13 protein-coding genes, 4 pseudogenes and 1 other annotated feature are annotated in these 19,883 nt (G+C 53.6%); of the genes and pseudogenes, 7 read left to right on the top strand and 10 right to left on the bottom strand.

Annotated features, from left to right (window positions below; all coding sequences use genetic code 11):
- Nucleotides 1-20: 20 nt before the first annotated feature.
- The 3 genes and pseudogenes from BVG12_RS19865 to BVG12_RS19850 all read left to right on the top strand — a co-directional run bounded on the left by BVG12_RS19865 (nucleotide 21) and on the right by BVG12_RS19850 (nucleotide 3,860).
- Nucleotides 21-2,012 carry an HD domain-containing phosphohydrolase gene (locus tag BVG12_RS19865; protein WP_169926832.1) on the top strand — a complete coding sequence of 664 codons (1,992 nt, stop codon included), beginning with the start codon at nucleotides 21-23 and terminating at the stop codon, nucleotides 2,010-2,012.
- A pseudogene (locus BVG12_RS19860) lies at nucleotides 1,997-2,506 on the top strand (TolC family protein); the annotation flags it as partial. The gene BVG12_RS19865 and the pseudogene BVG12_RS19860, both read left to right, overlap by 16 nt.
- 140 nt (nucleotides 2,507-2,646) lie before the next feature.
- A protein-coding gene (locus BVG12_RS19850; protein ID WP_156895685.1) for an IS3 family transposase occupies nucleotides 2,647-3,860 on the top strand; the annotation gives its coding sequence in 2 pieces (ribosomal slippage) (nucleotides 2,647-2,953 and nucleotides 2,953-3,860; 1,215 coding nt in all).
- Nucleotides 2,943-3,059 (top strand) — a sequence feature (AL1L pseudoknot). (Overlaps the previous gene by 117 nt.)
- Before the next feature lie 417 nt (nucleotides 3,861-4,277).
- Here BVG12_RS19850 and BVG12_RS19845 read toward each other — a convergent pair.
- Nucleotides 4,278-4,418 (bottom strand): annotated as a pseudogene (locus tag BVG12_RS19845) (IS3 family transposase); the annotation flags it as partial.
- On the opposite strand from BVG12_RS19845, the pseudogene BVG12_RS35210 reads away from it, so the two are divergent.
- Nucleotides 4,413-4,625: pseudogene (locus BVG12_RS35210) on the top strand (integrase core domain-containing protein); the annotation flags it as partial. The pseudogenes BVG12_RS19845 and BVG12_RS35210 sit on opposite strands and share 6 nt — an antisense overlap.
- Nucleotides 4,626-4,731: 106 nt before the next feature.
- On the opposite strand, the gene BVG12_RS19835 reads toward BVG12_RS35210, so the two are convergent.
- The 3 genes from BVG12_RS19835 to BVG12_RS19825 are packed head-to-tail and all read right to left on the bottom strand — an operon-like array spanning nucleotide 4,732 to nucleotide 6,520.
- Complete coding sequence (locus BVG12_RS19835) at nucleotides 4,732-5,529, bottom strand: ImmA/IrrE family metallo-endopeptidase (protein ID WP_075793907.1); 798 nt, start codon at nucleotides 5,527-5,529, stop codon at nucleotides 4,732-4,734.
- Nucleotides 5,526-5,936: a hypothetical protein gene (locus BVG12_RS19830; RefSeq protein ID WP_075793906.1), complete on the bottom strand. Its 411-nt coding sequence runs from the start codon at nucleotides 5,934-5,936 to the stop codon at nucleotides 5,526-5,528. The genes BVG12_RS19835 and BVG12_RS19830 overlap by 4 nt, the downstream gene beginning before the upstream one ends.
- Nucleotides 5,933-6,520, bottom strand: coding sequence for a hypothetical protein (locus BVG12_RS19825; RefSeq protein ID WP_075793905.1), 588 nt, complete (start codon nucleotides 6,518-6,520; stop codon nucleotides 5,933-5,935). Before BVG12_RS19825 ends, BVG12_RS19830 begins: the two co-directional genes overlap by 4 nt.
- A 158-nt stretch (nucleotides 6,521-6,678) precedes the next feature.
- Between BVG12_RS19825 and BVG12_RS19820 the strand changes: the two genes are divergently transcribed.
- From BVG12_RS19820 to BVG12_RS19810, 3 genes are all read left to right on the top strand, one after another.
- The gene (locus tag BVG12_RS19820; protein WP_169926831.1) at nucleotides 6,679-7,419 is read left to right on the top strand and encodes a multiubiquitin domain-containing protein; all 741 of its coding nucleotides are present in this window, start codon (nucleotides 6,679-6,681) and stop codon (nucleotides 7,417-7,419) included.
- Nucleotides 7,420-7,496: 77 nt separating this feature from the next.
- The gene (locus BVG12_RS19815) at nucleotides 7,497-7,952 is read left to right on the top strand and encodes a hypothetical protein (RefSeq protein WP_156895684.1); all 456 of its coding nucleotides are present in this window, start codon (nucleotides 7,497-7,499) and stop codon (nucleotides 7,950-7,952) included.
- Nucleotides 7,945-8,790, top strand: a complete 846-nt coding sequence (locus tag BVG12_RS19810; RefSeq protein WP_169926830.1) for a HesA/MoeB/ThiF family protein — start codon at nucleotides 7,945-7,947, stop codon at nucleotides 8,788-8,790. Before BVG12_RS19815 ends, BVG12_RS19810 begins: the two co-directional genes overlap by 8 nt.
- Nucleotides 8,791-9,132: 342 nt before the next feature.
- Here BVG12_RS19810 and BVG12_RS19805 read toward each other — a convergent pair whose 3' ends face one another.
- From BVG12_RS19805 to BVG12_RS19770, 6 genes and pseudogenes are all read right to left on the bottom strand, one after another.
- Nucleotides 9,133-10,842 carry a TnsD family Tn7-like transposition protein gene (locus BVG12_RS19805; protein ID WP_267877490.1) on the bottom strand — a complete coding sequence of 570 codons (1,710 nt, stop codon included), beginning with the start codon at nucleotides 10,840-10,842 and terminating at the stop codon, nucleotides 9,133-9,135.
- Nucleotides 10,843-10,969: 127 nt separating this feature from the next.
- Nucleotides 10,970-12,770 (bottom strand): annotated as a pseudogene (locus BVG12_RS19795) (TnsD family Tn7-like transposition protein).
- A 49-nt stretch (nucleotides 12,771-12,819) separates the two neighbouring features.
- A complete protein-coding gene (locus tag BVG12_RS19790) occupies nucleotides 12,820-14,313 on the bottom strand; it encodes an ATP-binding protein (protein ID WP_075793898.1) in 1,494 nt (497 codons plus the stop codon).
- A 40-nt stretch (nucleotides 14,314-14,353) separates the two neighbouring features.
- Nucleotides 14,354-16,513 (bottom strand): integrase catalytic domain-containing protein, encoded by a 2,160-nt coding sequence (locus BVG12_RS33560; protein WP_083685244.1) that lies wholly within the window; start codon nucleotides 16,511-16,513, stop codon nucleotides 14,354-14,356.
- Entirely contained in the window at nucleotides 16,491-17,246 is a 756-nt protein-coding gene (locus BVG12_RS19775; RefSeq protein WP_229503660.1) for a TnsA endonuclease N-terminal domain-containing protein, read from the bottom strand. Before BVG12_RS19775 ends, BVG12_RS33560 begins: the two co-directional genes overlap by 23 nt.
- 343 nt (nucleotides 17,247-17,589) lie before the next feature.
- A complete protein-coding gene (locus BVG12_RS19770) occupies nucleotides 17,590-19,740 on the bottom strand; it encodes a PAS domain-containing hybrid sensor histidine kinase/response regulator (RefSeq protein ID WP_075793895.1) in 2,151 nt (716 codons plus the stop codon).
- Nucleotides 19,741-19,883: the final 143 nt, after the last annotated feature.

Raw genomic sequence — 19,883 nt, 5'->3', positions numbered from 1 at the left:
TAGCGCGGTGGCACTGTCTTATGAACCTGGACGAGGTGGTCGTTGGCGAGGATGGCATGGCGATGGAACCGGCACCGGACGTACCCGCGGCACCCGCGCCGGCCCTGGCGGGTGGCGTGAGCGCCTATCTCGAGCTGCTCGGCAGTCGGGAGGCCAGGGCGCAGCTGTTCCCGCTGCACGACGAGGTCGTGATCGGCCGCGACCGCCAGGATGCGCTCGCGTCCGACCAGTTCGTGTGCATCCCGCTACACACGATCAGCCGCCGCCACGCGCGCCTGCGGCGCCGCGGCGAGGCGTGGTCGGTCGAGGACCTGCATTCGTCGAACGGGACGTTCGTCAACGACGAGCGCCTGCAGCCCGGCTCGTGGCATGCATTGGTCGACGGCGACGAATTATCGCTCGCGTCCACCCGCTTCGTGTTCCGCTCGATGGTCGCGCAAAGCGCCGCCAGCATGCCGACGGTGATCCGTAAATCCGTCGACGCCACGCAGTACGCGCCCACGGCCGACCCGCGCGATGCGTCCCGCGGCGAGCTGGAAAAATCGGTGCTGAAACTGCATGCGATGGCCCAGGTCAGCATCGCGCTGGGCGCCGTCACCGACCGCGCGACGCTGACCGAGAAGATCATGAATTTCATCTTCGACCTGTTCCCGCTGGCCGAGCGCGCCTTCATCCTGCTGCGCCAGAACGACCGCGATCCGCCCGTGCCGGTGGCGGCGCGCCGGAGAAACGGCATGGTCGAGGACCCGAGGCAGGCGCGGCTGTCGCATACGATCGTCGACGAGGTATTGGGCAACAAGCGCGCCATCCTGTCCGTCGATACGCTGGCCGACCGCCACTTCGCCGCGCAGGATTCGATCGTCGCCCAGGCCATCCGCAGCGTCATGTGCGCGCCGCTGATCGTGGGCGATGAAGTGCTGGGGCTGATCCAGGTCGACAGCTCGTCCGACCCGCGCGCCTTCCACGACGCCGACCTCGAACTGCTCACGGGCGTGTGCGCGGAAACGGCCGTCGCGCTCAAGAATTTCCAGCTGTATTCCGACATCGAACGCCTGCTCGACGGTTTCGTACGCGCCTCCGTGCAGGCGATCGAGGAGCGCGACCCGGTCACGGCCGGGCACTCGTTCCGTGTGGCGAGCTATGCCGAACGCCTCGCCACGGCGCTCGACCGCGCGGCGGACCCGCAACTGCGCCGCATCGCTTTTACGCGCGAGCAATTGCGCGAGATTCGTTATGCCGCGCTGCTGCACGATTTCGGCAAGGTCGGCGTGCGCGAGCACGTGCTGCGCAAGGAAAAAAAGCTGCACCACGCCGACATGCGCCTGCTGGAACAGCGTTTTCTGTACGCGCGCGCCTGCCTGGAGCGCCAGGCCTACCACACACTGGCGCAGCGCCACCTCGACGAGGGCTGGAGCGCGGCGACGTTCCGGACCGAGAAGGAACAAGCCGACGCGCGCCTGGCGGAGGAAGCGGCCCGGCTCGACGGCTTCCTCGCCACGATCCGCAGCGCCAACGAGCCCGCGATCTCGCGCGGCAGTGCCCTGCCCGACCTGCGCGACATCGTCCACTACGGCTGCCACGACCCGGATGGCCAGCCCCTGAGCCTGCTCGAAGAGCACGAGGTCGCCGCGCTGAGCATCCCCAAAGGCTGCCTGACGGCGGACGAGCGGCGCCAGATCGAGGAGCACGTGGTGGATTCGTACTCGTTCCTCGTCCTGATCCCGTGGACGAGAGATTTGGCCGGCGTGCCCGCGATCGCGCACGGCCACCACGAAAAGCTGGACGGGTCGGGCTATCCGTCGGGCCTGCGCGGACCGCAGATCAGCATCCAGACGCGCATCCTGACCATCTGCGACATCTATGACGCCCTCACGGCCGGCGACCGCCCGTACAAGAAGGCCGTGCCGGTCGACCTGGCGCTGGACCTGATGCACGAAGAGTGCGACGCCGGGCATATCGATGCGCGGCTGTTCCAGGTGTTCGTCGACGCGCGTGCATGGATGTCGCCATGATGTTCTCCCGTCTTCTGTGCCTGGTCATAGCGACAGCGGCCGCCCTGCTGCTCGCCGCCTGCGCCGACGTCGGCATGCGCCCGTACGCGCAGCCGTCCGTGCCGGCCAAGACCGCGTGGGCGAACTCGGCCAGCCTGCCGTTGTCCAAGACGGAGTTGATCGTCCCGGACTGGTGGCACGAATTCCACGACCCCTATCTCGACCAGCTCGTGAGCCGCGCGCTCGCCGGCAACTTCGACCTGGCCGTGCTTGCCGCCCGCATCGGCGTGGCCAATGCGCAGATCGGAGAAGCGCGGGCCGGCGCGCTGCCGACCCTCGACGCGGGCGCGGGCGCGAGCTTCGAAAAAGTCACGGGGCAACCGTTCACCAAGCAGTTCAATCTGGCCACGCAGACCAACTGGGATATCGACATCTGGGGCAAGGTCGAGAAGGGCGTGCAGGCCCAGAAGGCCGAATTCGCCGCGACGGAGGCCGACTGGCGGGCCGGTTATTTATGAATAGGTCGAATTATGTTTGTCAAATTTGACCTATTAAAATCAACAACTTACGCGTCTTACCGAGGAAGCAATGTTTGTCAAATTATGCTCTGCAGAAGACTAGTGAACCGCCCCGGATTTGATGGAGGCTCCAACTCTTGAGAGAATGGAGCTATGAACAAGAAGCCAAGCAATTTTCGCCGGAAGTCCGGGAGCGCGCAGTCCGTCTGGTACGGGAGCAGCGTAATGAGCATCCTTCGCTGTGGGCGGCGGTCGAGTCAATTGCAGGGATGATCGGCTGCACGCCACAAACGCTGCATGAATGGGTCAAGCGCGACCAGATTGACCAGGGAGAGCGCGCAGGAGTGACAACAGAGGAGCGTGAGCGACTCAAAGCCCTGGAGCGCGAGAACAAAGAGCTGCGGCGGGCGAACGAAATCCTGAAGCTGGCAAGCGCGTTTTTCGCCCAGGCGGAGCTCGACCGCCGTTTGAAGTCCTGAAGGCCTTTATCGATCAGCATCGCGACACCTTCGGGGTCGAGCCGATCTGCAAGGTCTTGCGGATTGCCCCGTCGGGTTATCGGCGCCATGCGGCACAGCTTCGTGATTCGTCGAAGCGATGCGCGCGGGCGAAGCGCGATGAGATTCTGTGTCCGGAAATCAGCCGGGTCTGGCAGGCCAACATGAAGGTCTACGGAGCCGACAAGGTCTGGAAGCAGATGAACCGGGAACGCATCGCCATCGCTCGCTGCACGGTCGAGCGCTTGATGAAGCGGCTGGGTTTGCAAGGTGCTGTGCGCGGCAAGCGAGTCCGGACAACGATTCCCGATTCTGCCGCCCCACGTCCGCTGGATCGGGTGAATCGGCAGTTTAGGGCTGACCGTCCAAATCAGCTGTGGGTGTCGGACTTTACATACGTTTCGACGTGGCAGGGCTGGCTGTACGTAGCCTTCGTGGTGGACGTTTTCGCCCGGCGCATTGTCGGCTGGCGGGTCAGTTCGTCGATGACCACTGATTTCGTTCTGGATGCGCTTGAACAGGCATTGTATGCTCGCCAGCCCGGTGAAAATGGAACTTTAATCCATCATTCCGATAGGGGCTCGCAATATCTCAGCATTCGCTACAGCGAACGCCTGGCCGAAGCAGGTATCGAACCGTCGGTCGGCAATCGGGGAGACAGCTACGACAACGCACTGGCTGAGACGATCAACGGCTTGTACAAGACGGAATTGATTCACCGCCGAACCTGGAAAACTCGGGAATCTGTCGAGCTGGCAACCTTGGAATGGGTGGCCTGGTTCAACCACCACCGGTTGATGGAACCAATCGGCTATATCCCGCCCGCGGAAGCTGAGGCAAACTACTATCGGTAGCTCAAGATCGCTGCCGATGAAACCGCATTAACTTAAACCAACCAGCCTCCACTATTCCCGGGGCGGTTCACTAGACACTCGGCGGTTGAGCGAATAAAGTCTGTCAAATCGCCTATCTTGATTATTGCCACACTGCACGACTTTGACACTCATCTAGTGCGCGCAACCGGTTCTGCAGCTGCTCGAATACGTCTGCGGCAGCCCGGCACGCGAAGGCTCATGTTGCTAAACGCGACTTCCCCTGTTTGGTCGGAGCGGAAACCGCGTAAGCGATGTATACCAAACACGCTGCCGAGAATCCCTTTGCCAAAGGGGCGCTGCTATGAACAGCTTGGCACCACCTCGGATTCATTGAAGCGAAGGCAGACCTAAATAGTAGCGAAGGGCATGGGCGACCTCTGAATCGCCACAGCTTTTCTAGACACTCGAGAGCCGCTGAAAATACTTCTTTTCATACTCAGCCGGCGACATGTCATTGCTGAAGCTGTGCCGGCGCTTCGGATTGTAGAACATCTCGATGTAGTCGAAGATGTCCTGTCGGGCCTCATCACGGGTAGCCCGTGGCAGAACGGCTTCGTCGAGAGCTTCAACGGAAAGCTGCGCGATGAATGCCTGAACCGGGAATGGTTTGTCAGTCGGCAGGAGGCAAAGCTGATCATTGAGAAATGGCGGCACTTCTATAACAATGAGCGCCCGCACTCTGCGCTTGGCAACCGAACGCCGGCCGCAGTCGGACGTGAACGGCGCCAGAAACAGGTTGCCTGAAGTCGAAGACTAACAATCGCTGTGGGTACAAATTAGCCGATCAGGTCACGTCCACTGTAGTTCGGTTCTACTGATGTAGGGATCATATAGGCAGCAGGCAGACCGCTTAAAACCTGCGACCCCTAGCATTCCTTTCAAATTCAGCTTCCATCATGTCAGCCTCCAAATAGAGGAGTACGAGTACCTCACCATCTTTTCCCGGAAAGCAATCTTCGTAGACCTCGAAATCATCCGCATCAGAGTTTTCGAACCAAACGTCGGCAGGCTGCTTACGAAGTCCGCCTGGCATTTTCCCTAACTTAAGCAGGTCATATGCAAAGCTTTCTTCATCGAGCTTACGTTCGAGCCGCCAGCGCCTCGGAATATCGCTAGAGAACTTATACCAACGCCGGCCAGAAGCCGAGTAGCAAGCCAGAGCTACAGGCAGCTGATTAACGTCTGCCAACCGCACTGAGGTTGCCAGCAAACTCGTCTCGAATTCACGTGCCACTTCGTCAAGGGCACTAAATCCTGGCTTGATGAGTGCGTTGACACGTGGATTGAACAGCGTTGCCGGCATCAAGAGGTGCGCTGCGAAGCTATCAGCCTCTTTCTCCTCCACACGGTTGGATGCAAGGTTCTCGTCAGGACTGTCGGTCCTGCAACGAAAGGATCGTCCACGGTGCATCTCCCAATGGCCCAGCTCATGGCCAATGGAGAAGCGTTCACGCCCGCGTACGCTTGAGGGTCGCACGGTTGCGATCGCCCGGTCATCCACCCCAACTAATGTTGCATCGCAACCCTTAAGACTATCGTATTGAATTTCAACACCAGACGCGAAGGCAATCGCTTCAATATCAATCTCGCTTGGAGAAGAGATTCCAAAATTTGCGATAAGAGACTCTGCGCGCTGACCAGGGGTCATTCTCTTTCCCCATCAGGCTTAGTTTTTTCTCTGGTTAGCTGAATATATTGTTGATAGAGGCGGCGAATATCGTCATCAGACATCTCATCAAGTCCGCGAGCGGCTAACGTAAATCTCGGATCGTTACTTGCCGTGCGTAGGAATGCTCTTGCCTCTTCAATTGACCCCGAGAAAAGAAGGCCTTCTTTTGGATTTTTTCTTTGGGCAGCCATGCGTTCGCGAGCCGCTGCAAGCCTTAGCTTACCCGCCTTAGCCGTCGCTGATTCAAGCATTTTCATACCCGCAGCCCTAACCAAAGCCGGATCATCACCATCCAGGATTTCGTCATCCGGCGTTGCCATTAATTCGTCGAGATAAGCATCAAGAAGCACGTCGAACGGCTCCAGTTTTTCAGTAGGCGAGCTCATGTGGTTTTCCTTAGCGCCGCTAAAGGCTCAAGCTTTTTGGTCACGCGTTTGCGTGCGGCCTCGTATCGGTTCATCTCGAGGCCGGTTTCCCGCGCGGCCTCCTCGCCGCGCATCCCTAAACCCCAAGCCGTCACAACCAGACTAGCATCGGCGTCATCTGCCACCAGGCTTTCGATATATTTGAGTTGGCTGCGACCATCAACAATTTCCTGAGGAGAACGGTTGTCTGGCTCCAGCGCGCTTGGGCAGGAGGCATCCCGGGTCGTCGTTCCGTCATCGATCATGGCGAGCCAATCGATCGCGCCTTTTGCCTTCTTTCGGGCGTCGAACGCGATGCTGAGCATTACCATTTTTAGCGTCACCAAGGCGTGTACCCCGCGGCGCCAAACGCGTTCGCCCAGCAGCAGCTTGACCATCGCTTCTTGCAAAAGGTCGCCGGCATCCATCCCAGGAATGCCAGCGGCGCACATCTTCGCCAAAGAAACGGCACGTTTGAAGTCCGCCGCAGAGACAGAGAGGCTGTGCAGCTGCGCACTAACCTCATGCGGAGTCAAGTTGTCTTCGAGTGTTTCGGATAGGGGCATCAATGGATCTCCATTTCACATCATAGGACTCTCGAACTTCAGCTTGCGGATTCATACCTGAGGAAAATTTTTTCCCGCCAGCATCCGCGGCGGATTGCTCAGGAGTCATACAGCTCATGCAACCGGATTTCCCGGTGCCCTTTATAAGGACCATAACCATGAGTGTCGAAAAACGCGCAACTACGACCAACGACATGGCTGACGCAGGCAAAGATCTGAATCAGGAAGGAGCAATGATGACCAAAGGAATTGTAGCTCAAGAAAATGGCAAAGAGCAGCTGGGAAAAACTTACTATATCGACATCGAAGGCAGCATGCACGAGTGGCACGCCCCTACCATTACAGTGGCACAGATCATTGAGTTGGGTGGCTGGGATGCTTCGGCCGGCGTAATCGAGGTCGACAAGGACAACAATGAGCGCACGCTCTCACCCGATGAGGTGGTTGAGCTGAAGCCTGGTCACGGCTTTGCCAAGAAAATCCAGTGGAAACGTGGCGATTCGCTGTTTGAATCCCGTCTGGACGAAGAGCTGGCGCTCCTGCAAACGCGTTATCCAGGCAGCTGCCGCATAGGAAACTGGTTCCACCTCCCCGCCGTGCCGCTGCCGGATATTGGCTGGGACAGGCAATCTACCGATGTCGTGCTGCGCGTGCAGCCCAGCTATCCGGGCACAGAGCCGTACGCTTTCTTGGTGCCGGAAGGCATCCGCTTTAAAGGCCAGATTCCGGACAACTACTCCGAGCCGGTCGGCGAAATCGTACCGTTTCAGGGTAAGTGGGGGCAGTTCTCGTGGTTGGCCGACAATGGTCAATGGCGGCCGGCTAAGACTGTGGCGAGCGGTTCGAACTTGCTCAACTTCGCCATCGGGGTCAATGTTCGCTTCATGCAAGGCAAATAATGTCGAGCGCAACGATAACGATCCCGACGGCTATGCTCCTTGCAATGCAGGAGCACCTGTTCCCTGGGGATTCCAACATGGAAGAAGGCGGCTTCTTACTCTGTAAGCCCTGCGCCCAAGAATTACCCTACTCACTTGTGGTAGAGGAGTGGCTTCCGCTTATGCGCGACGATTATGTCACGCAGGCGAGCGACTATCTGGAGCTGTCAGATGCGGCGCGCGCGCGCATCATCAAGCTTGCACATGAGCGCAATGCGATCCTGTTAGAAGTGCACTGCCACCCAAGCAAGCAACCTGCCTGCTTTTCCCCGGCAGATATCCTCGGCCTTGTTGAATTTGTGCCCCATATCCGCTGGCGACTGCGAGGGAAGCCGTATGCGGCCCTTGTCGTCGGCCACAACAGTATCGATGGACTCGCATGGTTCGGTGATTCCAAAACTGCGATACCAATCGGTCACATCTATTCCGGCTCACAAATCCAGAAAACAACATTGTTGAGCAGTAAATTCTATGGGGACCTACGCTATGGGTAAGCACGACAGGAACGAACGTTTTTTCGGCGCAGAAGGGCAGCGACTAATCGCACGAGAGCTCGTTGCGGTTGTGGGCTGCGGTGGCCTTGGCGAACATCTAATTCCGCAGCTGGCCTGTCTCGGCGTTGCTGGCATCATTGGCATCGATGACGAGGACCTAAGCGACACTAACCGCAACCGCTACATCTTGGCGCGACACGATGATGCGGTACCTGGTACGCACAAGGTAGACATCGCAGAACGCAGCGTGAAGGCTATCGATCCGACGGTGCAGTTCATTCCAGTGAAGGCATCGCTGCGCAGCCATGAGGCCCTCTCAAGCCTCAGTAAGGCCACTACCATATTTGGCTGTGTGGACAATGAAGGTAGCCGTCTCGTCTTGATGGAATTTGCGCTGGCTAACCGCATTCGCTACTTCGACTTAGCCACAGACATTCCTCCAGGCGACGCACTAGATTTTGGCGGACGCGTTGTGCTAATGGACGAGCAACCGGGTTGCCTTGTCTGCCTGGACGTCTTGGACATGGACGAGGCCCGCCGGGACCTCGAAAGCCCAGCGGCGCGCGAGGATCGGGAGCGAATTTACGGTGTGGATAAGGCCAACCTCGACCAAGCAGGACCGTCAGTGGTCTCTTTGAACGCGGTCGTAGCCGCTCTCGCAGTCACTGAATTCATCATGCAGGTCACCGGCCTTCGGCCGGCGCATCGCAAATTATCCTACCGAGGGCGAACTGGCATTGTGACAAAGAGCCTACCTGCAAACACCGTTTGTGATTGCTATTACTGTACGGTAGTGAAAGGTGCCGGGGAAAAAGCTGACATAGGGCGCTACATCTAAATTTTCGTTACCGATGTCAGAGCGAACGAGCAGAGTACGGGGCTGTATCTGCCTTGGCAGGGTTGTCCAAGGCAGATACAGCCCCGTGTCAAACTCTATTGTTTAGTGTCAGACTTTATTGTTTTGTGTCCGACTTTATTGTTCGTCCACATCAGCATGAATAGGATGGATCTTGTTTGTCAAATCAGCTCAAGAAAAATCAAGGATTTACAAAACTTGCCAATATAACAATGTTTGTCAATTCAGGTACTATGAAAGCGTAAACATTCAGCCGTTATGTGAAAATTGTTTGTAAAATCAGAGCGCGCACGTGCATCAAAAGCAATTAATGCTGTTGATGTATTAACTTATTTGACAACGTTGTCTAAAACACTCATCCGTCTCGATTGTCTCATCAAGCAATTTATTAGTATTAGGCAAGCGATTTAGGCCGAACGTAATCCATGTCGGATGGTTGATACGCCGAATAAGCTCTATTCGTCTCAGTTGAACAAGAGGATCAGATAAGCTCAATATTTCGGATATTGCTAAACGTAACTCATCGACAAGCAAAGCGTCACGTACATCCCAATCCACTAGTGGTTTACAAGATGGATGTAAGCCCACCAGTCGAGTCTGCTCTATCAGCCACTCATTATCATGTCTATATAACCATGCAAAGTCCGCCACCAAAATCGCGTTCAGCTCACTCAAGGTGCGCGGCGCGAAATCAGCTATTGCAGCCAAAAGCTTATTTCTTGAGAGCGTTCTTCGTCTCTTGAACACGCTAGATGATCGCTGGACTTCAAGATTAGGATCACTATGCAGTAATCGGCACACAGAAGAGACGGACACATTGGCTGATCGAGCAATGTCACTCAACGTCTCCCCAGCTGCTAACGCAGAATGTACTTCTGAACGTACGTGTGAATGCAATTTCCATGGTCTTTGTTTAAAAGGTTCGCCGGCACGTTCCTCGATCATGCGTACCGCCCCGGCCGATAAGGCAACCTCAACCGCAATTTGAGCAGGCGTCATGCCGCCTTTGTGTAACATACGGATCTTCTGATCTACATTATATGAATCTTCAATTGAAGGGTCAGCCATCTGGTTTGGATCACCAGCGGTTGACGGTGCAAGAAATTCGCTAACACTGTTGGAAAGAAACCCAACAAGTAGCAAGTGCTTTAGCGGATGAATCGAGCTTCGTCTCTTGTGAAATAGACGGGTAAGCCATGATTTTGGCTCGCGACACGACTGCAATAGAGACGAAAACGGCTCTAGATTATCGAGAGGAGACCAAAATTCTGAAAATCTATTTTTAAAAGCGTTTAGTTGATTGCAAACGATTCCAACAGCGAGACCCTTTTCGCGAAGGCGCATCAGATACTGATTCCTAAGAAAATCGGAAGACGAATCAACACTTTCTTTTAGGAGTAATTCGCAGCTAAGCCTGGCAATTAATAACAGCCTAGCGCGGACCTCATTATTATCCATGTGAATACAGTCATCATTAGCTTGATTCGAACCTGGAAGAAAAAGCTTATATCTTCCTACCCCCATTAATGATGCGGTGAAGACTTTTAGAACACATCCGTGATAGGGACAGATTAATACTCCTGGCAGTTGATGTACGCGATACCATGTCTCCACCCCGATGACCTCTCGATCGTCTCGTCCGCACTCCGGGCAGAAGCGAAGTATGTTTTTCGCGTCAACTCCTCCAAAGATCAGTCCCAATGATGGCTTTGCGCCCATCGCACGGCCGCACCTCAAATTATTAAAAGCTTTCTCGTAATTTAAAGCCGTTGCGAAGAGTTTAAAATAGGGCATAGTTGTATGACGATTGATAAGATCATCAACCGAATTGAACGGCAAATTCAACCGGCCAAGCACCTTCGGCAAGTTGCTTGGAAACCATGCGCTGAGACGAGCATCTCGATCTTCGGTTAAATCGAAGTTGCTCTCCCTGGAGGACTGATTTCCACTAAGACGGTGATACCTCGAGACGATGCCGAACACAGTTTCCTCTGCTACAGTAGTGTCCCATCCGTGATATCTTGGCCTAGGCATCAATGCCCCACAACTTATGAATTCGCTCATCCCAGAAACCATCTTCAAGTTCTTAGTCGTCATTGCAAAGTTTCACCATACTTAGTAGAAAAGAATTCAAATTACTTGTCCTACCATATGCATTTTTTTACTTGCCCCCATGTACTTCAGAACTCGCGATAGGTTCACAATGAAGTCCCGCTGCCCTAATAATCTTCCAACGCGCAACATATCTGAAGTTCAGGTTTTGTTGACACGAATTCAGCCTGCGCAGTTGGAAGGCGCTAATTGGCTCAAGAACCTGAGTAAGCAAAGCTCGTGTTTGCGGTAGATTTGGTAAACATTTATCAAGCCAAGAAAAATGTTCTGTACGTCTACTTATCTCGTTGATCGAAACCCGTACTGGCCTTCCTAGTGTTTGTCGTATTTCGGTAGCCGCACGAGCTACTTCTTGCGCGAATGCGTTGTCCCGGGCGCTCCAATCAACGGAGTGTCGGTGATCATTATTCTTTTGATTTTTCGTAATATGTAAATTTAGCCATAATCTATCGTGACGATAAAGCCACGTAAAGTCAGAGCGAATGGTTTTTTGCAGGTCTTTAAAACCTGATTTCGGTGAATTTTCGATTGTAGCTAACAGATTGCTTCTGGCCTGTCTGTCTTTGTTGTCTAAGAGCGATAGTTCGCTGCGTTTGCAGCGCCTTGTCCCCACCAAGAATCCTATTGATAGTGGATGGAGACAGCCTTGTGGCTTCTACAATATCTGGGATAGCCTGACCTCCGGCTAGAGCGAGCCGTACCTGTTCTCGAACACCGGCATTAAGTTTTTTAGGCCTTCGCTTGATGACCGTTCCTATTTTTTCTGCTTTGGTTAAGACTGAATTTATTGATAGTCCCACTTCTTTAGATATTTGTCTCACCGACAATCCTGCTGCAAGTAAGGAAGCGATATTATGTTCCTGTTCTGGAGCTCGTGGTGCACAGGGAGCTATATTCACCTTTGAAGTTTCCTCGCCAGGAATAAAGAAAGAATTTATGTTATCCGCTAGAAGGCCGATAAGCAGCACATGCATCAAGGGATGATGAGCAGACCGTGACCTGCGATAGAGATTCGCCAGCCATGAGTCGTCTCTTTTACACCGATCAAGTAGCTCGGCGAACGGGGTTAGTGACTTTAGATCAGACCAAAAATCGACAAACTCACTCTGCAATTGTAGTTGACGAATTCTCAGCGCTGGTGTTAAAAGACCCCTTTCAGAGAAGTGCGCTAGATATTGATTTCTCCACGTATTTGCTTTGGCCGGTTCTGGACGATGCTGGAACAATTGCGCACTTAACAGTGCAACTCGAAACAGTTTTTCGTACGCGCGCTTGTCAATCACAGATATGTTGTATTCTTTGCTCCAATCTTCCTTGGTCGAGTCAGGCAGAAACAGTTGCTGACGTTTTAAACGTCTTACTAAACATCGGTTCTCAAAAAGCGGCGCGCGATGGTACGGACATAGCAGAACTCCAGGAAGCTGGTGGACACGATACCAAGTTGCAACGCCGGTCACCTCACGATCATATTTTGCACATTCAGGACAGAATCGGAGCACATCTTCTGCTCCAATTCGACTCGCCAGTAATCCTAGTGTAATTTTGGAATTACACGCACGGCCCATCGTGACCGATTGGGCAATGGCGGCATAATGGACTGGATTAGCGAATGCTCTGAAGTAAGGAAGAGGCGTATGGCGTTCGGCGAGCTCCTCGGCCGTCTGCAGTGGTAGTGGCAAATGTTGGAAGATGAGGTGCAGACTGCTAGGAAGCGACGAACTGATACATATGCCGCGCCGGCTTAGCAGTTCCAATAGGGTGTCTACTGAGGACGAATGACCGCTCAAAATGTGATACCTGGAAACGATTCCGAATATCGTCTCTTCGGGCACAAGTATATCGCCCGCCATGCCTGCAGATTTAGCTAATAGAGGAAGCGTGTGTCGTCTTTCCTGTTGTTCATCTTTGTAAGTCGAGCCAATCATTTTTAATGACTCCTTTATCCACTAAATCTCGATGTGGATCTTCAGCACTCGCCGCAGTACGCAAGTCGACGTAATCACATGGTAGCTCAGTACTCTCTTCATTCGATTTCCCAACAACATCTACGCTCGTTTTTTCGATATCACGGTTATCAAGCTTAGTGGCATTAGATGCTACAGTGGAAGGAAATATTTGGTCGAGATAGTCTTGAACCAAAGTAGCTTGTTTTGGAAGTTCAAGTAGCTTTGTTATAGCTTCCTCTACAGGCAGTAAATCCTCATACTGAGCAAGCGACTTGGTCGTATTGGTACGCAGTGCATTGATGGCAGGATGGAGGAGTACTAACGCATCGTCGTATGTTTGCTTTAAAAGCTTTGGAGTTAGCTTTTCGGTTTCGTCAAGCATTGCACGCTGCTGTGCAAGCTTGAACAACAGGACGACGAAATCAGGGATGCTTTGACTTAGATCAAAAACAGTATCGAGCATATTCTCGTCAGGGTCTTCAGGGTACCGGATCCACTGATACGCCCATATCCGCCTAACGAAATCATCCCACTCCTTCACACGTTTTGTCGGACGGGCAAACTCGATCATTCCACTTTCCGATGCTCGTCGTCCATCTTTCATCTCTTTAGTAAATAGATTTGCTGCTTTACTTGTCCCGATTTCTACCACTGGTACGCGAAGCGTGGTGCGCAGATCTTGAAGGAAGTGAAGCAGTGGTACTGGGCCACCTGTTTTTGATAAACTGAGCCGCTGTATTTCGTCAATTATGAGGATGCCGAGGAAGTGGGATGCGGCGATCTGTCGCATTGCGCCTTCTAGCATATCTTCGCGCATTCTAGACTTAGAAAAGAGTGCTTCATATTTTCCTTCGGTGCTCAGCGCTAAGTCAACTTGTCTGGCGAACTCTCGGCAAAAGCTCGAAATTGAGCCATTTTTTGGACATGTAACCTTCAGCCAGACCAGCTGAGTTATCGGAAGATGGCGATCCTTCCAACGATCGTGGTGAATCACCTGCTGCGGATATGTTCGTAGGACCGCATCAGCGCAGGTCGTCTTCCCTGATCCACTCAACCCAACAATAAACATCTGCGATTCGCAGGACATCAGTTGCGTATCGAAATTTGACAATTGCCGAGAATCTTGAGCGTTATATATAGTTCGCCAGGTTGTAACAGCAAGCGGATTGCGCACAACGTAGCCGGCCCGTAGCAAGCGAGACATCGTACGCTCGACGTCATAAAAGATGAGCCGAGGCACGACAACGTATTTAAGTCTTGCCAATAGATGCCAACGTTCTTCAGTCGCCATAGCGCGCTCCTCAGCTTGAATGCATGGGCGCAACATCATTGCATAGGCGGCCTCTTTCTCGCTAAGGATATTTGGAAGTGCCTCAATAAGTGGATTATCACGATATTCCGCAATCCTCTGTTCGGAATATGCCGCCGAAAATTTGATTGAGTTCATATACGGTCTCGCTCATTGTCCGCTGGTTAAATTCTCGCGACTACGTGTCCCAGACATCATCAAGCGGATTGCTCTTCCGCGTGTTTGGTCGAAGCTTGACTACATTGTCTTGAGCAGGCGGAGCACAGTAGGACTGTACCGCATCACGTGCATGCTCGACTCGTTCCGCAGATTTTTCAAAAGCACGGTTAAGGTGAACATTGGCCTTCCTTTCCGTCTTGCTCAGCCCACGCTTGGCTTCCTTCGCCAATTTTTTCGCGGCTTCAGTTATCGCGTCACATTCGGTGTCCAGCTTTGCGCATGTTTGGCTTACTTCGACGGCTTGGTGGTCAGCCTCCAGTCCCAGAAGCTTAGCCATATCTAACAGCTCCTCAAGACGTGCAAATTGATACTTTTTATCTCTGTCTAGTAATTCACACGGCTCCCACTGTCGGGAATTCGGATTAAGAATCCAGATGAAGGTAGGCAAATAGGAAAGGTGGCGAATCTCAATTGAAGCGGTTTTGCCTTTCGTTCTAGCTCGCGCGAACCACTCTTCATTGATGGCACGAGGGCAGGCGTAGCGCCGCCCTTGAAAGTAAATCCCATCCCGTCTTATAGAGGCCATTGCCTCAGGAAGAAGCTTTGTCCATACTTTTTGCTTCCCGACGGACTTTGCACCACCGGTGAGGTGCTCCAGGCCCCAGTTCCATATCGATATAGGAGTTGCATTAGTCAGATTCTCACCCAACATTGCTTCTGGTAGCGCATCTGCACGATAGGAAGTCCAGTTGTACTTGATGAGTTTTCGAATCAGAATTTGCGTCAGTTCGGGAATTGTCAGGCAAGCATCGAGCTGACAGTTTCGTCTTTTCATTTCGTCGAGCCGGCGATTCAAGGCGCCTGGCTCGAAATGAATCGTGTGATTGTTGATTAGATTGAACTGCTGCTCAACGTTAGGTTTCCAATCGGGGCGCCGAACTGCTGCATTTTGAACAATGATTCCGAGTCGCCCTGTCAACGCATCCGAAGCAAGAGACTTCATTTCTCCATTGTCACAAAGCAACTTGTGGGGTAGGTGATGACATGGCCACATTTCCTCAGTGATCTCGACACCGAACTGTCTACAGAAATCGACTTTACTTGTAAACGCATTGCATAGCGCGATGCGTGCACCCTCCCAGCTTGGTCCTTCTAGTCCAAGGTAGAACCCGACTACCATCCGCGAGAAGACGTCGACAATTACATACAACACTGGACGTCCGATAAGCCAAGCGCGATTGAAAACCGAGACTAAATAGACGTCAACAACAGTCGCGTCAACCTCAAAGCGAGCAGCAGGACCGAAGACCCGGTCTCGTGAACTCCCAAGTACTCCGCGATTCTCCAAATTCCATGTCGTGGTACTGGTGTTGCGTTTGGTGAGTGAGAGATCATGATCCATCTCTTTCACAACCTGTTTGAACTGAAAGAGCGAAGGTGCTTCGTGCGCTTGAGGCGGTATAGGAACCAGGAGTTCTCCGCACTCTATCTGTCCGGTTTTGAAATACACTTTTTTTGTTTCCTCCCAAGCCTTTTTTTTTGTGATCCCAGGCTTGAGGAATTCATTGATACCTTTAACTATTTTTCCTTTCACATCGGCAGTGGAAGGACCAAGGAGCGCGATGTCGTTGTTGAGCTTGACACGGTCAGGACGTGGACCCCGTTTTCTCGTGCCAGCCTGTTGAGGCTGCCCAGCAGGGCCGCACAAGTCATAGCACGCTATCAACCCGTCGATACAACTGCCGGATGCAAAGTATCTATACAGTGGCCGATGAACTTGTTTGGGGTACAGGCCTAGCTCTTTCGCGCGTGCAGATATCAGGCGACCACGCGTTGCTGGCATGTATATTTCGGGAATGTTGTCATCCTGCACTAGGGGTTTGATGATTGACCATGCGCGATCCCTGATACTCAGACTTTTTTTAGGTATTGACTCCTCAGCTTGGAACACATAAGGGCGGAGCTTGACTTCGACTCGTTGCAATATGCCATCCCGCAGAAGAGCCATCACCTCCTTAAGATGATGTATCTCGGGTTTTTTGAGATCTTCTTGGATGCCAATCGTGACGAGGAGATCTTCGTCTGGCTCGACCCATAGCACACGTTGCGGGCAGAGGAAGCCCGAGTCAACAGCCCCGGGCATTTGCTCGAAGACTTCAACTGGCTGAAGGAGATCCATCTCTGCCGCCAAGCCAAAGGCCGTCTACTGCCGCCTTGCGTACAGCGAGTATGGCGGGAATACGCTGCAGACCTATCGGTACGCTAAGGTCGATATCGATAAGGTGATGCCACACGCAAAAGCGGAAAATGTCGGTGATGAGATCCAAGTCGAGTATTTTTCCTAGTTCCGCTGCACAAGCTTGCAGTTGTCCTTGAAGTGGCAGCTCTTGTGACGACACGTCTTCAAAAACCGATAGAAATATTGGTAGTTGCGTCAGGAAATCTGCCGCGTTTACGTCCCCTTTGACGAGGAAATAGCTGAGCCACTCTAGGTTGTCGATGACGGTCTTGTCGAACTCGGCATTTGTGAAGAGATACCATGGAACACCGCGCACAAGCCAATACCGTCGCTCGATCTCCAGTTTGGTCAGCACCGATTTCCGGTGACGGCCGCGCAGGTCGTCCGCACTTTTGATGCTAAACGCTAACAAGAATCGTTTGCCGAGCTTATCAATCTTGGTAAGCAGAAAATCCGTCGTCATGACGATCGGCGTTTGGCTTCGGGGATAGTGTGGGTGACGAACTCCCAACGATGAAGCAATACGCTGGGTTGCCGACTCAGGAAACAACGGAAACTGCTCACGAATATCGACTACATCCGCTGCATAGTCCGCTAGCAGAAAGAAGCAACTTTCGTTATCGGAAAAGAGATGGTGCACCCTGCCGGTGGTCACACCGAGCCTGCGGCTCATACGCCCTCTCGACGAAAAACATCGAACGTCGATCCAGGGTTTGTAGTATGCGTGCTCCCCAAGGCCGAGTCCTTGCGCCTTCCATCTCGCGACGTCGTCAGAAGTGATCGGCACGCGTCTCATCATTTTGTCCAAAGCATTTACAGCATTGGCACAGCTTGCAACTAGCAAGACTTAATCAGTGTATACCGAGATAGCGTTCATTCAAGGAGCCTGGGGAAAGAAGCAAAAATTCGGCTGACTATTTGGAACAGCTACTCGTGCAACTTTCGTTCGGTAACGTTTTCCTCGATGCCGAGCATCCTTTAATCCCGCAAGTGTAAAGAGGTTGTACTTGGTCCAATCAAGTAACCGACACGCTGATATTGCCTAGCAGTTCGGCCAACCGTTCGTATTCGATCGGCTTAACAAAATGGTGATCAAACCCTGATTCAAGTGCCTTCTGTAAATCCTGCTCTTGACCGTAGCCAGTAATCGCAACTAGCACCGCACCAGCTGTCGCTGGATTGGCACGCAGGTTGCGAGCAAGCTCATTCCCATCCATGATTGGCAAGCCGATATCGAGCAGACATACATCCGGTGGTGCACTACGCGCGCGCGCAAGCGCCTCGTGTGAACCGTTCTCGACATGAACGCGATGGCCGATCATTTTCACCAACATCGCCAGCATCTCAGCAGCGTCGACATTGTCGTCCACGATCAGCACATCCAAGGCAAGGCCCTGATTTACGCTACACGGCGGCGGCGCGGCCGCTACCGCGCTTTCGTCAAGTAAACGCGGCAGCCTAACGGTAAAGCGACTCCCTTTGCATTCACCGTCGCTTTCCGCAGTCACGGCGCCATCATGCAGTTCGACCAAGGTCTTAACTAAGGCCAGTCCGATGCCGAGTCCCCCTTGAGCACGATCGGCAGTTCGTTTTCCTTGCGTAAACAGATCGAAGGCGCGCGCTGTCAATTCCGGCGACATACCTACGCCGTTGTCAATCACGCTCATCAATACGTTTTCGGCATCCACATTAAGTTCGACCTTCACATGGCCGCCCGAGGCCGTGTACTTTGCTGCATTATTGAGCAAATTGGTCAGGATCTGCACAAGTCGCTTGTGGTCGCCTAGCGTCAGTGCCGATTGCGGCGTCAGGCATACCTCCAACTGGTGCCGGCGTGCTTCGAAGATAGGTCGAACTTGCTCAAGAGCGTCGTCCACCACACGTCTGACGTCGACACGCTCCTGAGACAGCGTGACCAAACCACGTGTAACGCGCGAGACGTCAAGCAGATCTTCCAGCAGTGCGCTCATGTGGCGAACCTGGCGTGCGATGACGGCGCAGGTGCGGCGGACGCCTTCCTCGTCGAAACGCCCCATGGCCAGCAAATCGGCTGCTGCACCGATAGGGGCCAGTGGATTACGCAGTTCGTGTGCCAACATTGCCAGGAATTCGTCCTTACGGCGGTCCGCCTGCTGCAGCGCCTGCTGTGCCTTGATACCCTCCGTAACATCGACCAAACTAATAACGGCGCCGCTGATGTTGCCAGCGGTGTCACGTATCGGGGCTCCGGAATTGATGGTAATGCGTCGCTGCGACGGTTGATCGAAGGGCTCGATCTCGATTAATTCTCGCAACGCATTTTCGCCAGCCAGAGCACGCATGCCAGGCCACTCATGTATTTGGACTCGTTGCCCATTGCGCGTTGAACCATCCGCCCACCAGCCATTCCAGTGGCCGTATTCGCTGGGCAAATATGGCAGCGGCGACTGGTTCCCCCACAACCGAACGAATTCCGGATTAGCTTGCACCACGGAGCCATCGGCATCGGCCACGGCGATCGCAACCGGCGCAGCCTCCAGCACCGCCTCCAGCAACGCTCTCTCCCGTTCAACGCGCTTCGTAGCGTCCCTTGCCTGTCGCTCGGAGTTGTACAACTGCTCCGTACGAGCCGCGACACGCTGCTCCAGGTCTTCATTGGCCTCCCACAGGCGCCGATTGGCAATCTGGATCTCGAGCGCCTGGGACGCGATTTCCGATTCCATGCGCTCGATGCGTTGCTGTGTCAGCGCAAACTCGGTCACTTCCTCGACCCGTTGAATGATATGAGTAAGCTTGCCAGCAGCGTCAAACACCGGGGAGTTGATCGGACTCCAGTAACGCGCTTCGTAGCGTGGGCCTTCCGGTCCTGACACCTGGATGTCGTACTTTTGAACCGCCATGGTATCGGCACGGCGAGTACGCAGGACGCGCTCAAGCGAGGCGCGTAGGTTTGCAGTTCCGTCGGCGGTCGGGTCATCTGGATTGTCAGGGAAGACCTCAAACAGGGCGGAACCGATGATCTCCACGCGCTCTTTCAAAGAGACTCGCAAATAGGCCTCGTTCGCCGCCACTATCGTGAAATCCGGCGTCAGCACAAGGCAAGGTGTGGGTATGGCATCGAACAATGCACGATAGTCGGGGGTTGCGTCCGCCGCCAAATCGGTGGGAATAACAGGACCAGCGCTCATCGACACTCCAGCTGATTGTTGCGTTTATGGAATCGTGGAATGTTACTACAGAGGGACTCGAGACAACAAAACTGCGGTCGGGATGTCACAGACTGAACTCAGCATCACGACTGAGCGTTATCCATGCAACTACCTTCAGGGAA

Origin of the sequence: Massilia putida, from assembly GCF_001941825.1 — a bacterium.
Taxonomy (GTDB): Bacteria; Pseudomonadota; Gammaproteobacteria; order Burkholderiales; family Burkholderiaceae_D; genus Telluria; species Telluria putida.
Note: the sequence above shows the minus strand (reverse complement) of the source record. Positions and strands in the feature narration are given on the sequence as shown.